This is a genomic window from Thermophilibacter sp. ZX-H3 (assembly GCF_052599055.1).
Genome location: NZ_JBQXES010000018.1, coordinates 1 through 15,749 on the forward strand (window position 1 = coordinate 1; position 15,749 = coordinate 15,749).

Annotated in this window: 12 protein-coding genes; 6 read left to right on the plus strand and 6 right to left on the minus strand. The window is 70.9% G+C overall.

All coding sequences use genetic code 11. The annotated features are described in order from the left end of the window. Nucleotides 1-79: 79 nt before the first annotated feature. The 5 genes from epsC to ACULPM_RS08350 form a co-directional block, all read right to left on the minus strand. Complete coding sequence (epsC, locus tag ACULPM_RS08330; RefSeq protein ID WP_445332101.1) at nucleotides 80-730, minus strand: serine O-acetyltransferase EpsC; 651 nt, start codon at nucleotides 728-730, stop codon at nucleotides 80-82. Beyond that, entirely contained in the window at nucleotides 730-1,641 is a 912-nt protein-coding gene (gene cysK, locus ACULPM_RS08335) for a cysteine synthase A (protein ID WP_445332100.1), read from the minus strand. Before cysK ends, epsC begins: the two co-directional genes overlap by 1 nt. Before the next feature lie 210 nt (nucleotides 1,642-1,851). Beyond that, on the minus strand, nucleotides 1,852-2,286 hold the full coding sequence (pth2, locus tag ACULPM_RS08340; RefSeq protein ID WP_075279487.1) for an aminoacyl-tRNA hydrolase: 435 nt from the start codon (nucleotides 2,284-2,286) through the stop codon (nucleotides 1,852-1,854). Between the two features lie 159 nt (nucleotides 2,287-2,445). Further along, nucleotides 2,446-3,624: a cation diffusion facilitator family transporter gene (locus tag ACULPM_RS08345; protein ID WP_167931082.1), complete on the minus strand. Its 1,179-nt coding sequence runs from the start codon at nucleotides 3,622-3,624 to the stop codon at nucleotides 2,446-2,448. A gap of 50 nt (nucleotides 3,625-3,674) precedes the next feature. Continuing rightward, nucleotides 3,675-4,775 carry an acyltransferase family protein gene (locus tag ACULPM_RS08350; RefSeq protein WP_445332099.1) on the minus strand — a complete coding sequence of 367 codons (1,101 nt, stop codon included), beginning with the start codon at nucleotides 4,773-4,775 and terminating at the stop codon, nucleotides 3,675-3,677. A 215-nt stretch (nucleotides 4,776-4,990) separates the two neighbouring features. Here ACULPM_RS08350 and ACULPM_RS08355 point away from each other — a divergent pair, with 215 nt between their 5' ends. The 4 genes from ACULPM_RS08355 (at nucleotide 4,991) to ACULPM_RS08370 (ending at nucleotide 10,195) form a co-directional block, all read left to right on the plus strand. Further along, complete coding sequence (locus tag ACULPM_RS08355) at nucleotides 4,991-5,509, plus strand: prepilin peptidase (RefSeq protein WP_445332098.1); 519 nt, start codon at nucleotides 4,991-4,993, stop codon at nucleotides 5,507-5,509. Between the two features lie 331 nt (nucleotides 5,510-5,840). Beyond that, nucleotides 5,841-6,710 (plus strand): methylenetetrahydrofolate reductase, encoded by an 870-nt coding sequence (locus ACULPM_RS08360; protein ID WP_445332097.1) that lies wholly within the window; start codon nucleotides 5,841-5,843, stop codon nucleotides 6,708-6,710. 3 nt (nucleotides 6,711-6,713) lie between these two features. Further along, nucleotides 6,714-7,424, plus strand: a complete 711-nt coding sequence (locus tag ACULPM_RS08365; RefSeq protein WP_445332096.1) for a hypothetical protein — start codon at nucleotides 6,714-6,716, stop codon at nucleotides 7,422-7,424. A gap of 335 nt (nucleotides 7,425-7,759) precedes the next feature. Continuing rightward, on the plus strand, nucleotides 7,760-10,195 hold the full coding sequence (locus ACULPM_RS08370) for a homocysteine S-methyltransferase family protein (RefSeq protein WP_445332095.1): 2,436 nt from the start codon (nucleotides 7,760-7,762) through the stop codon (nucleotides 10,193-10,195). Between the two features lie 33 nt (nucleotides 10,196-10,228). On the opposite strand, the gene ACULPM_RS08375 is transcribed toward ACULPM_RS08370, so the two are convergent. Next, complete coding sequence (locus ACULPM_RS08375) at nucleotides 10,229-10,774, minus strand: TetR/AcrR family transcriptional regulator (protein WP_167931088.1); 546 nt, start codon at nucleotides 10,772-10,774, stop codon at nucleotides 10,229-10,231. Between the two features lie 186 nt (nucleotides 10,775-10,960). On the opposite strand from ACULPM_RS08375, the gene ACULPM_RS08380 reads away from it, so the two are divergent. Next, nucleotides 10,961-11,662: an ABC transporter ATP-binding protein gene (locus ACULPM_RS08380; RefSeq protein WP_445332094.1), complete on the plus strand. Its 702-nt coding sequence runs from the start codon at nucleotides 10,961-10,963 to the stop codon at nucleotides 11,660-11,662. 15 nt (nucleotides 11,663-11,677) lie between these two features. Next, complete coding sequence (locus tag ACULPM_RS08385) at nucleotides 11,678-15,655, plus strand: FtsX-like permease family protein (RefSeq protein WP_445332093.1); 3,978 nt, start codon at nucleotides 11,678-11,680, stop codon at nucleotides 15,653-15,655. Nucleotides 15,656-15,749 lie beyond the last annotated feature (94 nt).

Genomic DNA, 15,749 nt, shown 5'->3' on the forward strand with positions numbered 1-15,749 from the left:
CTTCCGATCTGCACTTTTGCACGGGTGTACCGTGCAAAAGTGCCTGTCCCCTTTGCACGGTCCCCTCTGCACGGCCGCGCTACTTCTCCACGAGCCAGCTCTTGCCGGAGTCGTCGGTGACGCAGACCACGTCGTCGAAGAGCGGGCACTCACGCGTGCGCACCACGCGGGCGGGATTGCCCACGACGGTGGTGTGAGGAGGGACGTCGTCCACCACCACCGAGCCGGCCCCCACGCGGGCGCCGTCGCCCACCGTGATGGTGCCGAGGAGGATGGAGCCGGCCCCGACGAGCACGTTGTCGCCGAGGGTGGGATGGCGCTTGCCGCCGTGCTTGCCGGTCATGCCGAGGGTGGCGCCGTGGTACATGAGGCAGTCGTCCCCGATGACGGCGGTTCCGCCAATGACCACGCCGACGCCGTGGTCGATGGTGAATCGACGGCCGATCCGCGCAGCGGGATGGATGTCGGCGCCGTACTTGATGCGGGAGCGCATGGCGAGCCAGAGCGCGAGCGAGCGATGCCCCCGCTCGTAGAGCCAGTGCTGGATGCGGTAGGCGCGCACGATGCGATAGCCCGCCGAGAAGCGCGTGATGTCGGAGACGCTGTCGGCGGACGGGTCGCGCGCGAAGGCCGCCTCGGCGTCCTCGCGGATCATGGCGCGCAGGCCGAGCCGCGCGTCCTTCTCGCCCGGTGCCGGGGTGCTCGCGGTGACCATGGCGACGGCGTCCATCAGAGGTCCATCGAGAGGTAGCGCTCGCCCGTGTCGGGCAGGACGGCGACGATCGTCTTGCCTGCCATGTCGGGCCGCTCGGCGAGCGAGAGGGCGGCCGCGACGGCGGCGCCCGAGGATATGCCCACGAGGATGCCGAGCTCCCCGGCGAGCCGCTTCATCGTGGCGACGGCGTCGTCTGAGGCCACGGGCATGATCTCGTCTACGACCGAGCGGTCGAAGTTGCCGGGCACGAAGTTGGCGCCGATTCCCTGAATCTTGTGGGGGCCCGCCACGCCGCCGGCGAGCACCTGCGACTCCGCGGGCTCCACCGCGACGGCGCGGAGGCCGGGGTTCTTCTCCTTGAGGAAGCGAGCGGAGCCCGAGATGGTGCCGCCCGTTCCCACGCCGGCCACGAGGACGTCGACGGAGCCCTCGGTGTCGGCCCAGATCTCGGGCCCGGTGGTCTCGTAGTGGGCTCGGGGGTTGGCGGGGTTGTCGAACTGCCCCGCGATGATCGAGTTGGGGGTGGCGGCCGCGAGCTCCTCGGCGCGGGCGACGGCGCCGGCCATGCCCTCCGAGCCGGGCGTCAGCACGACCTCGGCGCCGTAGGCCGCGGCGAGGCGGCGGCGCTCGACGCTCATGGTCTCGGGCATGGTGAGGACGAGGTGATAGCCGCGGGCTGCGGCGACCATGGCGAGGCCGACGCCGGTGTTGCCGCTCGTGGGCTCGATGATGGTGCCCCCGGGGGCGAGGCGCCCCTCGAGCTCCGCGGCGTCGACCATGGCGCGGGCGACGCGGTCCTTCGCGGAGCCGCCGGGGTTGGCGGCCTCGAGCTTTCCGAGGATGGTGACGGGGCTGCTGGTGAGGTCGGAGAGGTCCACCAGGGGGGTGGAGCCAACGAGGGCCTCGACGGTGCGTGCGTGACGCATGGGTGCCTCCTTCGCGATATGTGCTGGTCGCGAGGTGTCGCCGGACGGCGATGTGCTCGCTTCGCTAAGGGTGGCACGTATAAACCCTCTGTGCAAGTAGGAATTACGCTCCTGAAACATCCCGGCGTCGGGCGTGCCATCTGCGTCAGGTTTGTTTGGCACGCCTGCTTGGTGTGCCAAACAAACCTGACGCAGATGGCACGCGCGCGACTAGTAGAGGGGGAGCTCGCCGGTCAGGGGGTCGATCGTCTCGGCGGGAAGCGGCTCGAAGGCGAGGCAGGTGTAGGTGGGCTCGCCGTGGAACTCCGTGTGGCCGGCGTCGCGGACGAGCGCGACGGCAAGCCCGAGCTCGCGCCCGCGCGCGGCGAGGTCGAGCAGCTCCTCCTCGGAGTCCACATAGACGCAGACCTTGGCCACGCCGGCGTCGAACCAGTCCGTGAGCGGGCTGCGATCCGCGTCCGCATGCTCGAGCCAGGCCCAGCCGTCCGTCGCGCGGAGCTGGCCTGCGCGGCCCTCGCGCACGAGCGCCATGAGGGTCGCCTCCACGCACGCGTGACCGGCCTGCGCGGCAATCTTGCCCTTGCGCATCTTGAGGTCGCGGCGCATGACGATCATCTGCTTCGAGAGGTAGCTGCTGGATGGCATATCGGCTCCAATCTGTGCGGGATGGGGGCAGGGACGGACGTGCGAGGGGGCGTGCAAAGGGGACAGGCGTGCAAAGGGGACAGGCACTTTTGCACGCGTCCCGGCGTGCAAAAGTGCCTGTCCCCTTTGCACGCCTGTCCCCTTTGCACGCCGTCTCGCCTACTGCCTCGGGGAGACGTAGGACTCGTCGACGGTGATCTTGCAGATGGCGCGCGGGTAGTGGCCGCGCACGAGCTCGGAGACGCGGGCGCGCAGCTCGGAGGCGCTGAGCGCGCAGTCGGTCGGCCGCACGCAGTCAAAGATCACGTTGGTGTGCGTGGGGCCGGGGACGCAGCGCAGGTCGTGGATCGAGAGCCGCTCGTCGATGCCCTTCACGGCGAGGTCGATCCAGTGGCGCATGTCGCGCACCTGCGGGTCGTTGGTGACGATGGGGTCGTAGTGGAGCGTCATCACGAGCCCCTCGTCGTCCTTGAAGTCCTGCTCGATGTTGTCGAGAAGGTCGTGCTGGTCAAGCGGGTTCCCCTCGGCCGCCATCTCCACGTGCGCGCTCGCGAACTGGCGGCCGGGGCCGTAGTCGTGGACCATGAGGTCGTGCGTCCCGAGCACGCCGGGATAGCTCATGATCTTGTTGCGGATGTGCTCGACGTAGGCCGGGTCGGGGACCTTGCCCAGAAGCGGGCTCACGGCCTCCCGGACGAGCTGCACGCCGCTCCAGAGGATGAAGCCGCCCACGGCCAGGCCCGCCCAGCCGTCGAGGTCGACGCCGACGAGCTGCGAGACGACGGCGGACGCGAGGACCGCCGCCGTGGCGATGACGTCGTTTCTCGAGTCCACGGCCGTGGCCTCGAGGGTCTCCGAGGAGATGGCGCGCCCGAGGCGTCGGTTGAACGCCGCCATCCAGAGCTTGACCGCCATCGAGCCCACGAGCACGACGACCACGGCCGGCCCGAACTCGGTGGGCTCGGGGCTCATGATCTTCTCGACGGAGGAGCCGACCAGGTTGATGCCGATGGCGCATACCAGGACGGCGACGACGAGGCCCGCCAGGTACTCGTAGCGGCCATGGCCGTAGGGGTGGTCCTCGTCCGCGGGCCGGCTCGCGAGCTTGAAGCCGAGCAGGCTCACCACGTTGCTCGAGGCGTCGGAGAGGTTGTTGACCGCGTCGGCGACGATGGAGACCGAGCCGGACACGAGCCCGACGGCGCCCTTCCCCACGCAGAGCAGGACGTTGCAGACGATGCAGGTGATGCTCGCCACGAGCCCGTAGCGCGTGCGCACCGCGGGGTCCCCCGTGTCATCCGCGTTGGGGACAAACGTCCGTATCAGCCAGCTCGTCATGCCAATCTCCCCCTGCCATCTTGTTCGGCAAGGGAGAAGTATACCCACATTCAGCGGATGCGAGCGGCCCTGAGCAGGGGAATCCTCACAAGCTGGTCGAGGGCGAGAAGGGCGGCGAGAAGGACGAGGCTCCAGGCGACGCCCGTGGCGAGAAGGGCGGCCTCCCCGTGATCGAGCGCCGCGAGGCAGAGGTCCCAGCCGAAGGAGCGCCAGAGCGGGGAGAGGAGCGCCTGGGCGACGTAGAAGCCGAGGATGGAGGAGGCGAGCCGGCGCAGGAGCGCGGACAGGCGCGGGGGCATGCGGTCGTCGGCGCGCGCGGCGGCAACGGCGACCGAGCAGACGGCGAGCGCGAAGGAGAGGGCCGAGGTCGACTTGAACGAGAGCGCCACGAGAAGGTCCGTGTTGCCCGCGAGGGCCGCCGCGGCCTCCACGGCGACGGTCAGCCCCGAGCAGCAGGCGAGCGCGATCCCGGGTCGGGGAAGCCCGCGCTCGGCGAGCGCGCCGCCCACGAGAAACGCCGCGAGATAGCTGACGGCGCTCATGAGCTTGCGCCACTCGAGGAGGTCGCGCACCTCGTCTCCCGGGGAGACGAAGGCGATGTAGGCGTTGACCGCAAAGACGCAGGCCGCAAGCGCCCAGACGACGGCGACGGGGCGGCGCAGGCGTCCCCAGACCCAGCCGATGAGGGGCGTGGCGAGCACGATGACGAGATAGACCCAGATGAACTCGAGCCAGGAGAAGACCCAGAGCGGGCTCTCGAGCGAGATGCCCTCGATGGGGACGACCCAGGCGTCGACCGCGAGCGCGCCCAGGACGTAGAGGGCGACGGTCAGGAGGATGGTGGCCGCACGTCGCGCGGCGCCCCTCGCCTGCTCTCGCCAGTAGCCCGGCTCGCCCGAGCGCGCGGCGGCGCGCGGCACGAGGAAGAGGCCCGAGATGAGGAAGAAGACGTGGTTGCCGTATGAGCCGAGGAGGTTGACGCACCCGAGCGTCGCGAGCATGCCGGGGCTCGTCACCCAGACGTCCCAGGCGTCGACCGTCGCGGCGGAGAACCACGGCTGGAAGGTGTGGAAGACGGCGATGCCGAGAATGGCCACGAGCCTGAGCGCCTCGATGCGCGCGTTGCGAGGGGCCTGGGCGTTCTCGGTCATGGGGTCCTTTCGTCGTGGTGGGGTCAAGTATACGTCCGCGACCTTGGTTGCGCGAATCTGCCACGAATCCGACGGAGGGCGTCGTTTCCGGAGGAATGGCAGGTGGGAGGGCGAGAAGTGCCGTCTTGCGGGCATTCTCGCCCCTGCGGCGGCGTCCCGCCCTTCTGCTCCGGCCCCTAGAATGCCCACAAGGACGGCGGAAGAGGGGAGAGACGATGGGGCTTGTCGTTGTGTCCGCCTGGGTGGCCGCCCGCGCCGTGCTCGCGGTGGCGCTCGGGCTGGCGGCCATCGAGGACCTTGCGCGCAGGGTCATCCCGGACGGGTGCTCGGTCGCGGTGGCGGCATCGGGGGCCGCGTCGGTCGCGGCGCGGGCGGCGGCGGGCGAGGCGGCCGGCGCGCTTGTGGCAGACGCGCTCGCGGGGGCGCTCGCGACGCTCACCGTGATGCTCGGCGCGGCGCTCGCCTCGTGGCGGGCGCGGGGGACGCCCGGCGTCGGGGGAGGGGACGTCAAGCTGCTCGGCGCGGTCGGGGTGTGGCTCGGCCCCGCGTGGGGGCTCGCCGCCGTCGCGCTCTCCTGCGCGGCGGCGCTCGTCCTCTGGGGCGCGGCGCGGCTCGTTCGGAGGGCCGTCGGGGCCGGCGCGGCGCGCGGCGCAGCGGCGGGTGCGGGCGTGCCCCTCGCGCCGGGAATCGCGGTGACGACCCTGGGAATCGTCCTTCTCGGCCTGCCGCGGTGAGGCCTCGGCGGCGGCCGCTCGCCGCGCGTCTGACGGCAAAGCCCGACGTAGAGGGCCTGCGGCATGCCGTCTGCGACATTCTGCGCGCACATCGGGCGCGCGAGGGTTATATCTAGGATGTCGCCACCCTTGCCACCGCGCCGGGTGCGCGACGCATTCGGGCACGACGGCCCCCGACCGTCGTGCCTGGGAGGTCCCCGCGGCGGGGCGGCGCGAACGGCCCGCCCCGCCGCTGAGTGGCGGCCCCGCTGGGTCGTCACGGACGCGGCCCGCCGCCCGAACGCCGTCGTACGGAGCCGCTAGAATGGGGGGGACGAGGAGAGGGGACACCATGAGGATCATCGACAGGCTTTCCGCGCGCCAGACGTTCTCGTTCGAGATCTTCCCGCCCAAGGGGGAGCTCCCCCTGGAGACCGCTTACGAGGTGGCGAGCGAGATGGCGCAGGACCGCCCGGACTGGATCTCGGTCACGTACTCCGCCGGCGGCTCGGGCAACTCGGCGAACACCGTGCCCATCGCCGCATCGATAGAGCGCGACCTCGGCGTCACCGCCCTCGCGCATCTCACCTGCCTCGGCTCGACGAGCGAGGACGTGGACGCCTACGTCGACTCGCTCGAGGAGGCCGGGATCGAGAACGTGCTCGCCCTGCGCGGCGACCGCGCCCCCGGGCGCGAGGCGCGCGACTTCGGCCACGCGTCCGACCTCATCGCCTACCTGCGCGACCGCGGGTCCGACCTCTGCATCGGCGCAGCATGCTACCCCGAGGGGCACGTCGAGTCGCCTTCGGAGGAGGAGAGCTTCCGCTCGCTCTACCTCAAGCAGGAGGCGGGCGCCGACTACCTGGTCTCCCAGCTCTTCTTTGACAACGAGGACTTCTACCGGTTCCGCGAGAAGTGCCTGCGCCATCGCGTGCGCCTGCCCATCGTGGCGGGCATCATGCCGTTCACGAGCGTCAAGCAGATCCAGCGCATGGCGTTCACCTGCGGCGCGTCCATCCCGGCCAGGGTCGTGAAGCGGCTCGTGCTGGCGGGCGACGACCCCGCCGACCAGGCGCGCGCGGGCGTGGAGTACGCCTGCGAGCAGCTGGCGGACCTCGCCGTCAACGGCGTGGACGGCCTGCACGTCTACAGCATGAACAAGCCGTCGGTGGCGCATGCGGCCCGTGAGGCGCTCCTCGCCTGCGGCTACCTCGAGGCGTAGCGCGTGGCGGCGGCCGAGCCCTACGACGTCAGGTCGGTCGACCGTGGCGAGGTGCTGCGCTACCTCGGCTACGCGGGCCAGCCGATCACGCCCGAGCTGGACGCGCGCATCGACGAGGTCGTCGCGCGCTGCCTCGCCACGTGCCGCCCGCGCGGCGTGCGGCGCGTCTTCGACGTCGCGGCGCGCGGCGAGAAGGACGGCGTGCCCGTCATCTCGCTCGCGGGCACCTCGCTCGAGCTCGTCGGGCGCTCCATCGCCGAGCACCTGGACGGTGCCGTGGCGGTGGGCGCGCTCGCCGTGACCGTGGGGATGGGGGTCGAGGCCGAGCTGCGTCGCCTCTCGCTCACGGACCCGCTCGCGCAGGTGATCTTCGATGCGGCGGGGACGGCCGCCGTGGAGCGCGCGGCCGACGCCGCGGAGGCGGGCGTCGTCGCCGAGGCCGCCTCGCGCGGGCTCTTCTGCGGGACGCGCTTCTCGCCAGGCTACGGCGACCTGCCGCTTGCGACCCAGCCCGTCCTTCTCGCCTCGCTCGACGCCCAGCGCGCCCTGGGCATCACGCTGTCCCGGGAGCTCCTGATGTCGCCCACCAAGAGCGTGACCGCCGTGGTGGGGCTCTTCGAGCGGCCGCGCGGCACCGCGCACGCCAGCTGCGCGGGCTGTCCCTGCCGGGACTTCTGCGTGCTGCTGCGCGCGGGGAGCACCTGTCGGGGCTGAGCGCGCGGGGCGCGCGTGGTCGCGTTGCCGGAAACGGGGCTGTGGCGCCCGTCGCCGCTCGGGAGTTGCGAAAAGCGGAGTTATGGCAATCGGCGCGGAGCGCCAACAGGGCGTTCTTCTCGGCATGCTGCGGGATGGGGGCTGTGGCAGCCCGATTGCTGCCACAGCCCCGATCGGGGCAGCGCCCCGAGGCCAAAGCCTGCCACGACCCGACTATCCGCAGCGGGCGTGCGTTTCCCGCCGGAAATCATCGGCTGCTAGGATGCTGTCGAGAAGAACGACCGAGAAGAACGGCCGAGAAGAACGACCGAGAAGAACGCGCGCAAGGAGGCGCCATGACCAACGTCGACACCCTCGCGGCGGCCCTCGCCGGAGACGGCTTCCTGCTCTTTGACGGCGCCATGGGCACCCAGCTCCAGGCGCGCGGCCTCGCCGCGGGGGAGCTGCCGGAGCTCCTGTGCCTCGAGCGCCCCGAGGTGGTGACGGAGGTCCACGCCGCCTACGTGGCGGCCGGGGCCGACGTGGTGACCACCAACACCTTCGGCGCCAACGCGGAGAAGCTCGGGTCCGCGGCCACGGTCGAGGAGGTCTTCTCGGCGGCCGTCGCCTGCGCCCGCGCGGCGGGCCCGCGCTACGTGGCGGCCGACATCGGCCCCACGGGGCAGCTCCTCGCGCCCATGGGGACCCTCCCCTTCGACGACGCCTACGGGCTCTTTGCCCGCCAGGTCCGCGCCGCTGACGCCGCGGGCGCGGACCTCTTCGTCATCGAGACGATGGCCGACCTCGCGGAGGCCAAGGCGGCCCTTCTCGCCGTGCGGGAGAACTCCGACCTCCCGGCCCTCGTCACGATGACCTTCCAGGAGGACGGCCGGACGTTCCTCGGCACCACGCCGGAGGTCGCCGCGCTCACGCTCTCCTCGCTCGGCGCGGCGGCCGTGGGCATCAACTGCTCGCTCGGGCCGGAGGAGGTGGCCCCGCTCGCGGCCCGCATGCTGCCGTGGGCGAGCTGCCCCGTGATGGTGCAGGCCAACGCCGGCCTGCCGCGCGTGGTGGACGGCCAGACGGTCTTTGACATCGGCCCTAGGGAGTACGCCGCCGCCGTCGCCGGCATGCTGGACGCGGGCGTCACCATCGTGGGCGGCTGCTGCGGCACCACGCCGGCGCACATCGCGGCCGAGTGCGCGCTGCTCGCCGCCCGCGTGCCCGCGCGGCGCGAGCGGCCCGACCGCTTTGCGGTGTGCGGCCCCCAGGGCCTCTGCGCGCTCGCGCCCGGCCAGGTGGGCGTCATCGGCGAGCGCATCAACCCCACGGGCAAGCGGAAGATGAAGGAGGCCCTGCGCTCGGGCAACCACGACCACGTGCTCGGCGAGGCCATCGCCCAGGAGGCGGCCGGGGCCCAGATCCTCGACGTCAACGCCGGCCTGCCCGAGATCGACGAGCGCTCCGTCATGTGCCGGCTCGTGGACGAGCTCCAGGGCGTGACCACGCTGCCGCTGCAGATCGACTCGGCGGACCCCGCGGTCATCGAGGCCGCCGTGCGCGGCTACCCGGGCAAGCCGCTCATCAACTCCACCAACGGCCGCGACGACGTGCTCTCGGCCGTGGTGCCCGTCGCCGCGCGCTACGGCTGCGCGCTCGTGGGGCTCACCCTGGACGAGGGCGGCATCCCGCCCACGGCCGAGGGGCGCGTGGCCGTTGCCCGCAAGATCGTGGCCGCCACGGACGCGGCGGGCATCCCGCGCCACGACGTCGCGATCGACTGCCTCGCCATGGCCGCCTCTACCGACCAGTCCGCGCCGCGCGCGATCCTCGACGCCATCCGTCGCGTCAAGGAGGAGCTGCCGGGCGTGCGCTGCGTGCTCGGCGTCTCGAACATCAGCTTCGGCCTTCCGTTCCGCCCGCTCGTCAACGCGACCTTCCTCGCCGCCGCGCTCTCGGCCGGCCTCGACCTCGCGATCATCAACCCGGAGAGCCGGCGCATGATGGACGTCGTGGACTCCTGGCGCGTGCTCTCCGGCGAGGACGAGCAGGCGCGCTTCTACGTGGAGCACTACGCGGGCCGCTCGGACGCCTCCGCCGCCCCGGCGCAGGGCGAGAAGGGCGCCCCGGCCGCGGCGCCCGTCGACGCCGGCCTTCCGGACGATCCCGTGGAGCGCGTGCGCGCGCTCGTGCTCGCCGGCCGCGGCGGCCCCGTCCCCGACGCGGTGCGCGAGGTGCTTCTCGCGCATGACGCGCTCTTCGTCATCAACGAGGCCATCATCCCGGCGCTCGACGAGGTGGGCCGCCGCTTCGAGGCGGGGACGTTCTTCCTGCCGCAGCTCATGGCGTCGGCCGAGGCGGCCAAGGCGGGCTTTGAGGTGGTGCGCGCGGCGAGCGAGAAGGACGGGGCGCCCGCGGGCGACAAGGGCACCGTGGTGGTGTGCACCGTCAAGGGGGACATCCACGACATCGGCAAGAACATCGTGCGCATGCTGCTCGAGAACTACGGCTTCGACGTCATCGACCTCGGGCGCGACGTGGCGCCCAAGACGGTGGCCGACGTCGTGGTGGAGCGTCATGTGCGCCTGGTGGGGCTCTCGGCGCTCATGACGTCCACGGTGCCGGCCATGGCCGAGACCATCGAGCTCCTGCGCGAGCGGGCGCCGTGGTGCAGGGTCGTCGTGGGCGGCGCGGTGCTCACGCCCGAGTACGCCCAGATGGTGGGCGCGGACTTCTACGCGAAGGACGCCACGGAGACCGCCCGCATCGCCGGCGAGGTCCTCGGGCGCTAGCCTGCGCCCGGATGCGCCCGGCCCGGGCGGCCCTCACGTGACGATGCGGACCACGAGCTGGATGAGCTGGTCGATGGGCATCGGCTCGTCCTCCGAGGTCCAGGTGCGGATCGTGGAGACGATCCCCGAGAGGTAGAACTCCCGGACGATGCGCTCGGCCTGCTCGCCGAGGGGCTCCTCCGGCAGGAAGAACCGGTCCACGAGCGGGCTGATGATCTCCTTCAGCCGCTGGGTGAACGCCGGGTCGCCGTGGTCGCCCAGGAGGACCCGCGTGTACTCGCGGGACTTCTCGGCAAGCCGGAGGATGAGGCTCATGTGCTGCGAGAAGTCGAGCCGGTCGCCCTGGAGCAGGCGCTTGTTGACCAGGTGGTCGATGACGCCGAGCACCTGCCCCTCGATCTCCTCCAGAAGCTCGTAGACGTCGTGATAGTAGAGGTAGAACGTGGCGCGGTTGTAGCCCGCGCGGTCCGTGATCTCCCGCACGGAGATCTTCTCGATGGGGCGCTCGCGGTAGAGCTCCCAGAACGCCTGGCGGAGGTTTGCCCGCGTCTGCTCGGTGACCTGCGGCTGCTTTCTCATGGCTCCCTCGTCCCCGAGCGTGGAAAAGTGCCTGTCCCTTTTCCACGTTCAGCTTCTCTGTGGCTTCGTGTGCGCGCCGAGAAGACTCGACACTTGCCCGGCGGGTGTCGAGCCGTGGTTCTTCTCGCCGCCTGCGGCCAGTATACTTCCGTTTAGACAACACGCTGTCGAGTAATCGGAGATGGCATGTCATACATCGAGTTCAGCGACGTCGTGCGCAGCTACGGCAAGGGCGGTGCCAAGATCAACGCCCTCGACGGGGCGAGCTTCGTCGTAGAGAAGGGCGAGCTCGCCGTCATCCTGGGGGCGTCCGGCGCGGGCAAGACCACGGCCCTCAACATCCTGGGCGGCATGGACACCGCCACGTCCGGCAAGGTCGTGGTGGGAGGGCGCGACATCAGCGCCGCGGGCGAGAACGACCTCGTGATGTACCGGCGCGCCGATGTGGGCTTTGTCTTCCAGTTCTACAACCTCGTGCCCAACCTCACGGCGCTGGAGAACGTGGAGCTTGCGGCGCAGATCTGCCCCGACTCGCTCGACGCGGCGGAGACGCTCGAGAAGGTCGGCCTGGCGGAGCGCCTGGACAACTTCCCGGCCCAGCTCTCCGGCGGCGAGCAGCAGCGCGTCTCCATCGCGCGCGCGATCGCCAAGAACCCCAAGCTCCTGCTCTGCGACGAGCCCACGGGCGCGCTCGACTACGTCACCGGCAAGCAGATCCTGCAGCTCCTGCAGGACACCTGCCGGCGCGACGGCATCACGGTCATCATCGTCACGCACAACGCGGCTCTCGCCGACATGGCCGACCGCCTCATCCGCTTCAAGAGCGGGCGCGTGACGGACATGACCGTGAACCCCGACCCCAAGCCCATCGCCGAGATCGAGTGGTAGCGAGGCGAGAAGGACGTGGCGGCACGGGGCGGCATATCCACTGCGTTCTCCAAGGACGTCCTGCGCACGGTGCGCGGGAGCCTAAAGCGCTTCGTGGCCCTCGCCACGATCACCGCGCTCGGCGTGACCATGCTCGTGGGCCTTCGCGCCGCCTGTCTGGACCTGCGCAACTCCGCCGACGCCTTCTTTGACGAGCAGGGCCTCTTCGACGTGCGGGTGCAGTCCACCCTCGGCCTCACGGACGAGGACGTGGACGCGCTCTCGCGGCTCGACGGCGTGGGGGCCGTTGAGGGCGGCTACGTGGAGACGTGCTACACGACGGTGGGCGCCACCTCGGAGAAGGTGGACGTCAAGGCGCTCTCAGCCTCCGGCATGAACGAGCCCCTCGTGCTCGAGGGGCGCCTGCCCGAGTCCGCGGGCGAGGTCGCGGTGACCGCGCGCTACCTCAAGGACTCCGGCCTCTCCGTCGGGGACACGGTGAGCTTCCATGGCGCCGATGACGGCGAGGAGCCCAGCGAGGACGAGTCCGCGCTCGACTCCGGCTTGACGGAGGTCTTCGAGCGCGGGGACTACACGATCGTGGGGTCCGTGCTCGACCCGATGGAGATCAACGCGGGCGAGGGGACGATGTCCTTCCGCTCGAGCGGCGGCTCGCAGTACTCCTTCTTCGTGACGGAGGGCGGCGTCGTCGACCCGAGCGTCTACACCGTGGCGTACGTCATGGTCGACGGCGCCGCCGAGCCGCTCTGCTACTCGGCGGAGTACGAGGGCATCGTCGACGAGGTGCTCCAGAGCGTCGAGGACGCGCGCGCCGAGCGCGAGCGCGCCCGCGGGGAGCAGGTCCGCTCCGACGCCACCGAGGAGGTGGACGACGCGGAGGCCGAGGCCCTCGAGGAGCTGGCCGACGCCGAGCAGGAGCTCATCGACGGCCAGGCGGAGCTCGACGAGGGGCGCGCCGAGGTCGCGGACGGCCAGCGCGAGCTCGACGAGCAGCGCGCGGACGCCCTCGCGCAGCTCGAGGACGCCCAGGACACGATCGATGAGAGCCGCCGGGCGCTCGAGGAGGGCGCTGCGGAGTACGAGGACGGCCTTGCCGCGTACGAGGAGGGCCTCGCCGCGTACGAGGCGGCGCTTCCGGGTGCCGAGCAGCAGCTTCGAGACGGCCAGGCCCAGCTTGACGCCGCGCGCGAGAACATCTCCGGCGTCGAGGTCGCCGAGGGCGTCACGATAGGCGACCTCGAGGCGCAGCGCGACCAGGCCCAGGCGGCCGTGGACACCCTGCCGGGGACCATCGCGTCGATCGACGCCACCGCCGAGGGCGTGGCGTCGGGACTCGACCAGATATCGGAGGCGCTCAAGGGCCTTCTGGGGATGGACTTCGGGATCGGGGAGCTGGCGACGCAGGCGCGCGACGCCTGGGCTGCCGTGGCGGCCGTCGACCCGAACGACGAGGCGGCCGTCAGCGCCGCCGTGGGCGGGTACGCCGAGGTGCTCTCCCGGGCCTCGAAGACGCTCTCCACCTTCTCAGGGCTTCTCGGTGCCCAGATCGACCAGCTGAGCGAGAAGATCGCAGGCCTTAATGGCCAGATCGAGGAGCTCGGCCGTGTCATCGAGGAGAACGAGGGGAAGCTCGCGGACCTCACCGACAGGATCGAGGAGCTCCAGGAGTCCGACCCCGAGTCTTCCGACCTCGAGGGCCTGCTCAATCAGAAGCTGGAGCTCGAGGGGACGCTCGAGGGGCAGCGGAAGGACCTCGAGGACCTCGAGGGGCAGCGTGACGGGCTCCAGGTCCAGCTCGACTCCTATGCCGGCTATCAGACGAGCCTCGACCAGCTCATCTCCTTCGGAAGCGACGAATCCGCGGACGGACAGGGCGCCACGGCCCTGGCGAGCGGCCGCGTCCAGGCGCAGGCGGGCCTTGCCCAGGCCCAGGCGGGGCTCGACCAGCTCAACCCCGCGATCGAGCAGGCGAGGGGCGCCGTCGAGGCGGAGCTTGCCACGCAGCAGGCGGCCATCGACCGGGGCTGGCAGGAGCTTCGGGACGCCTATGGCGAGCTCGAGAGCGCCCGCGTCCTTCTCGCCCAGAGCGCGGAGCAGATAGCCGACGGGCGGGCGCAGCTCGCGGAGGGCCAGGCCGAGCTCGACCGCCAGCGCGCCGACGCCCTGGCGCAGCTCGCCGACGCCCAGCGCCAGCTCGACGACGCCCTCGCCGAGATCGCCGACGGCCAGGCCGAGCTCGACGAGGGGCGCGCCACCTTCGAGCAGGAGCGCGACGACGCCCTCGCCGAGATCGCCGACGCCCGCGAGGAGATCACCGACCTCCCCGACGCCACGTGGTACGTGCAGGACCGCTCGAGCCTCTCGAGCTACGCGAGTGTGGAATCCGACGCCTCCTCGATCGAGGCCATCGGGACCGTCATCCCCATCGTGTTCTTCGTGGTGGCCGTGCTCATCAGCCTCACCACGATGACGCGCATGGTGGACGAGGAGCGCGGGCTCATCGGCGTCTACAAGGCGCTCGGGTACGGCCGCGGGAGCATCCTCTCGAAGTACGCCCTCTACGCGCTGGCGGCGTGCCTCGTCGGCGGCGTCGTGGGCAACGTGCTCGGCTTCGTTGTGCTGCCGGCCATCATCTTCACGATCTTCTCGACCATGTACGCCCTGCCGGGGTTTGCCTACGGCTTCGACGCCGCGTGGGCGCTCGCGGCGTTTGCGCTCTTCGCCGCGGGCATCGTGGGCGCGACGCTCATCACCTGCTGGCGGGAGCTCCGCGAGTCGCCCGCCTCGCTCATGCGCCCCAAGGCGCCCAGGGCCGGCTCGCGCATCCTGCTCGAGCGCGTGGGGCCCGTGTGGCGCCGGCTCGGCTTCCTCAGCAAGGTCACGGCGCGCAACCTCTTCCGCTACAAGCGCCGCCTCCTCATGACCGTCTTTGGCATCGCGGGATGCGTTGCGCTGCTCATCACGGGCTTCGGCATTCGCGACACCGTGCTCTCGCTCTCCCCGCGCCAGTACGGCGACGACGGTGTGAACCGCTATGACCTCATGGCCGTGACCTCGGCGGACGACCTCGACTCGGCCGTGGCCGACCTCGAGGGGAACCCCGAGGTCGAGGACGTGCTGCGCGTCTACATCGACAGCCTCACCGTGAGCTATGGCGACTCCAAGGAGAGCGTCTCGCTCATCGTGGTCCCGGACGGCACGGATCTCTCGGGCTACGCGCGGCTCGTGGACGAGTCAGGGCAGCCCGTCGCGCTGCCGGAGGACGGGGTCGTTATCACCAAGAACGCCGAGCAGGTCATGGGCTTCTCGCTCGGAGACGAGCTCCACCTCCAGGACTCGACCCTCGCCGAGGGGGCGACGTCCGTGGGCGGCATCGCGATGAGCTACCTGGGCAACACCCTCTACATGACCGAGAGCGCCTACGAGGCCGCCTTCGGCGCGCCCTGCGAGCAGAACGGCGTGCTCGCGCACCTCACGGGGGACGCCGACGAGCAGGTCGCCTTCTCCGAGGGGCTCACCGAGGACGGCCGCTACCTCTCGGTGGTCTCCACCCAGAAGCTCGTGAACGACTTCTCGAGCGCGTTCACGCTCATCAACACCGTGGTCTACGTGGTCATCGTGCTGGCGGCGGCGCTCTCGTTCACGGTGGTGTTCACGCTCTCCAACACCAACATCTCCGAGCGCGAGCGCGAGCTCGCCACGATCAAGGTGCTTGGCTTCAGGCGGCCCGAGGTGCATCGCTACATCAACAAGGAGACGCTCATCCTTACGGGGATCGGCATCGTCTGCGGCATGCCGATGGGCTACTTCCTCGCGCGGTCTCTGACGTGGATCTTGCGCATGCCGTCGCTCTACTTCGACGTGGTCGTGGACCCGCTCACGTACGTGATCTCCGCGGTGCTGGCCTTCGTGTTCACGCTGCTGGTGAACCTCATCACGGATCGCTCGCTCGACCGCATCGACATGGTCGGCGCCCTCAAGTCCGCCGAGTAGCGAAAGGGGACGGGTTCTCTCTCGGGCAGAAGGGGACGGGCTATCTCTCCCGGGGAGTCTGGGGCGGGCCCGTGCCCGTCCCCCTTGCAGGTCA

Excerpts from the sequence above, each read along its gene's own strand:
- ACULPM_RS08375 (WP_167931088.1), bottom strand. The coding sequence starts at position 10,774 with ATGAGAAAGCAGCCGCAGGTCACCGAGCAGACGCGGGCAAACCTCCGC.
- pth2 (WP_075279487.1), bottom strand. The coding sequence starts at position 2,286 with ATGCCATCCAGCAGCTACCTCTCGAAGCAGATGATCGTCATGCGCCGC.
- ACULPM_RS08355 (WP_445332098.1), top strand. The coding sequence starts at position 4,991 with ATGGGGCTTGTCGTTGTGTCCGCCTGGGTGGCCGCCCGCGCCGTGCTC.
- epsC (WP_445332101.1), bottom strand. The coding sequence starts at position 730 with ATGGACGCCGTCGCCATGGTCACCGCGAGCACCCCGGCACCGGGCGAG.
- ACULPM_RS08360 (WP_445332097.1), top strand. The coding sequence starts at position 5,841 with ATGAGGATCATCGACAGGCTTTCCGCGCGCCAGACGTTCTCGTTCGAG.
- ACULPM_RS08370 (WP_445332095.1), top strand. The coding sequence starts at position 7,760 with ATGACCAACGTCGACACCCTCGCGGCGGCCCTCGCCGGAGACGGCTTC.
- ACULPM_RS08380 (WP_445332094.1), top strand. The coding sequence starts at position 10,961 with ATGTCATACATCGAGTTCAGCGACGTCGTGCGCAGCTACGGCAAGGGC.
- ACULPM_RS08345 (WP_167931082.1), bottom strand. The coding sequence starts at position 3,624 with ATGACGAGCTGGCTGATACGGACGTTTGTCCCCAACGCGGATGACACG.
- ACULPM_RS08350 (WP_445332099.1), bottom strand. The coding sequence starts at position 4,775 with ATGACCGAGAACGCCCAGGCCCCTCGCAACGCGCGCATCGAGGCGCTC.
- cysK (WP_445332100.1), bottom strand. The coding sequence starts at position 1,641 with ATGCGTCACGCACGCACCGTCGAGGCCCTCGTTGGCTCCACCCCCCTG.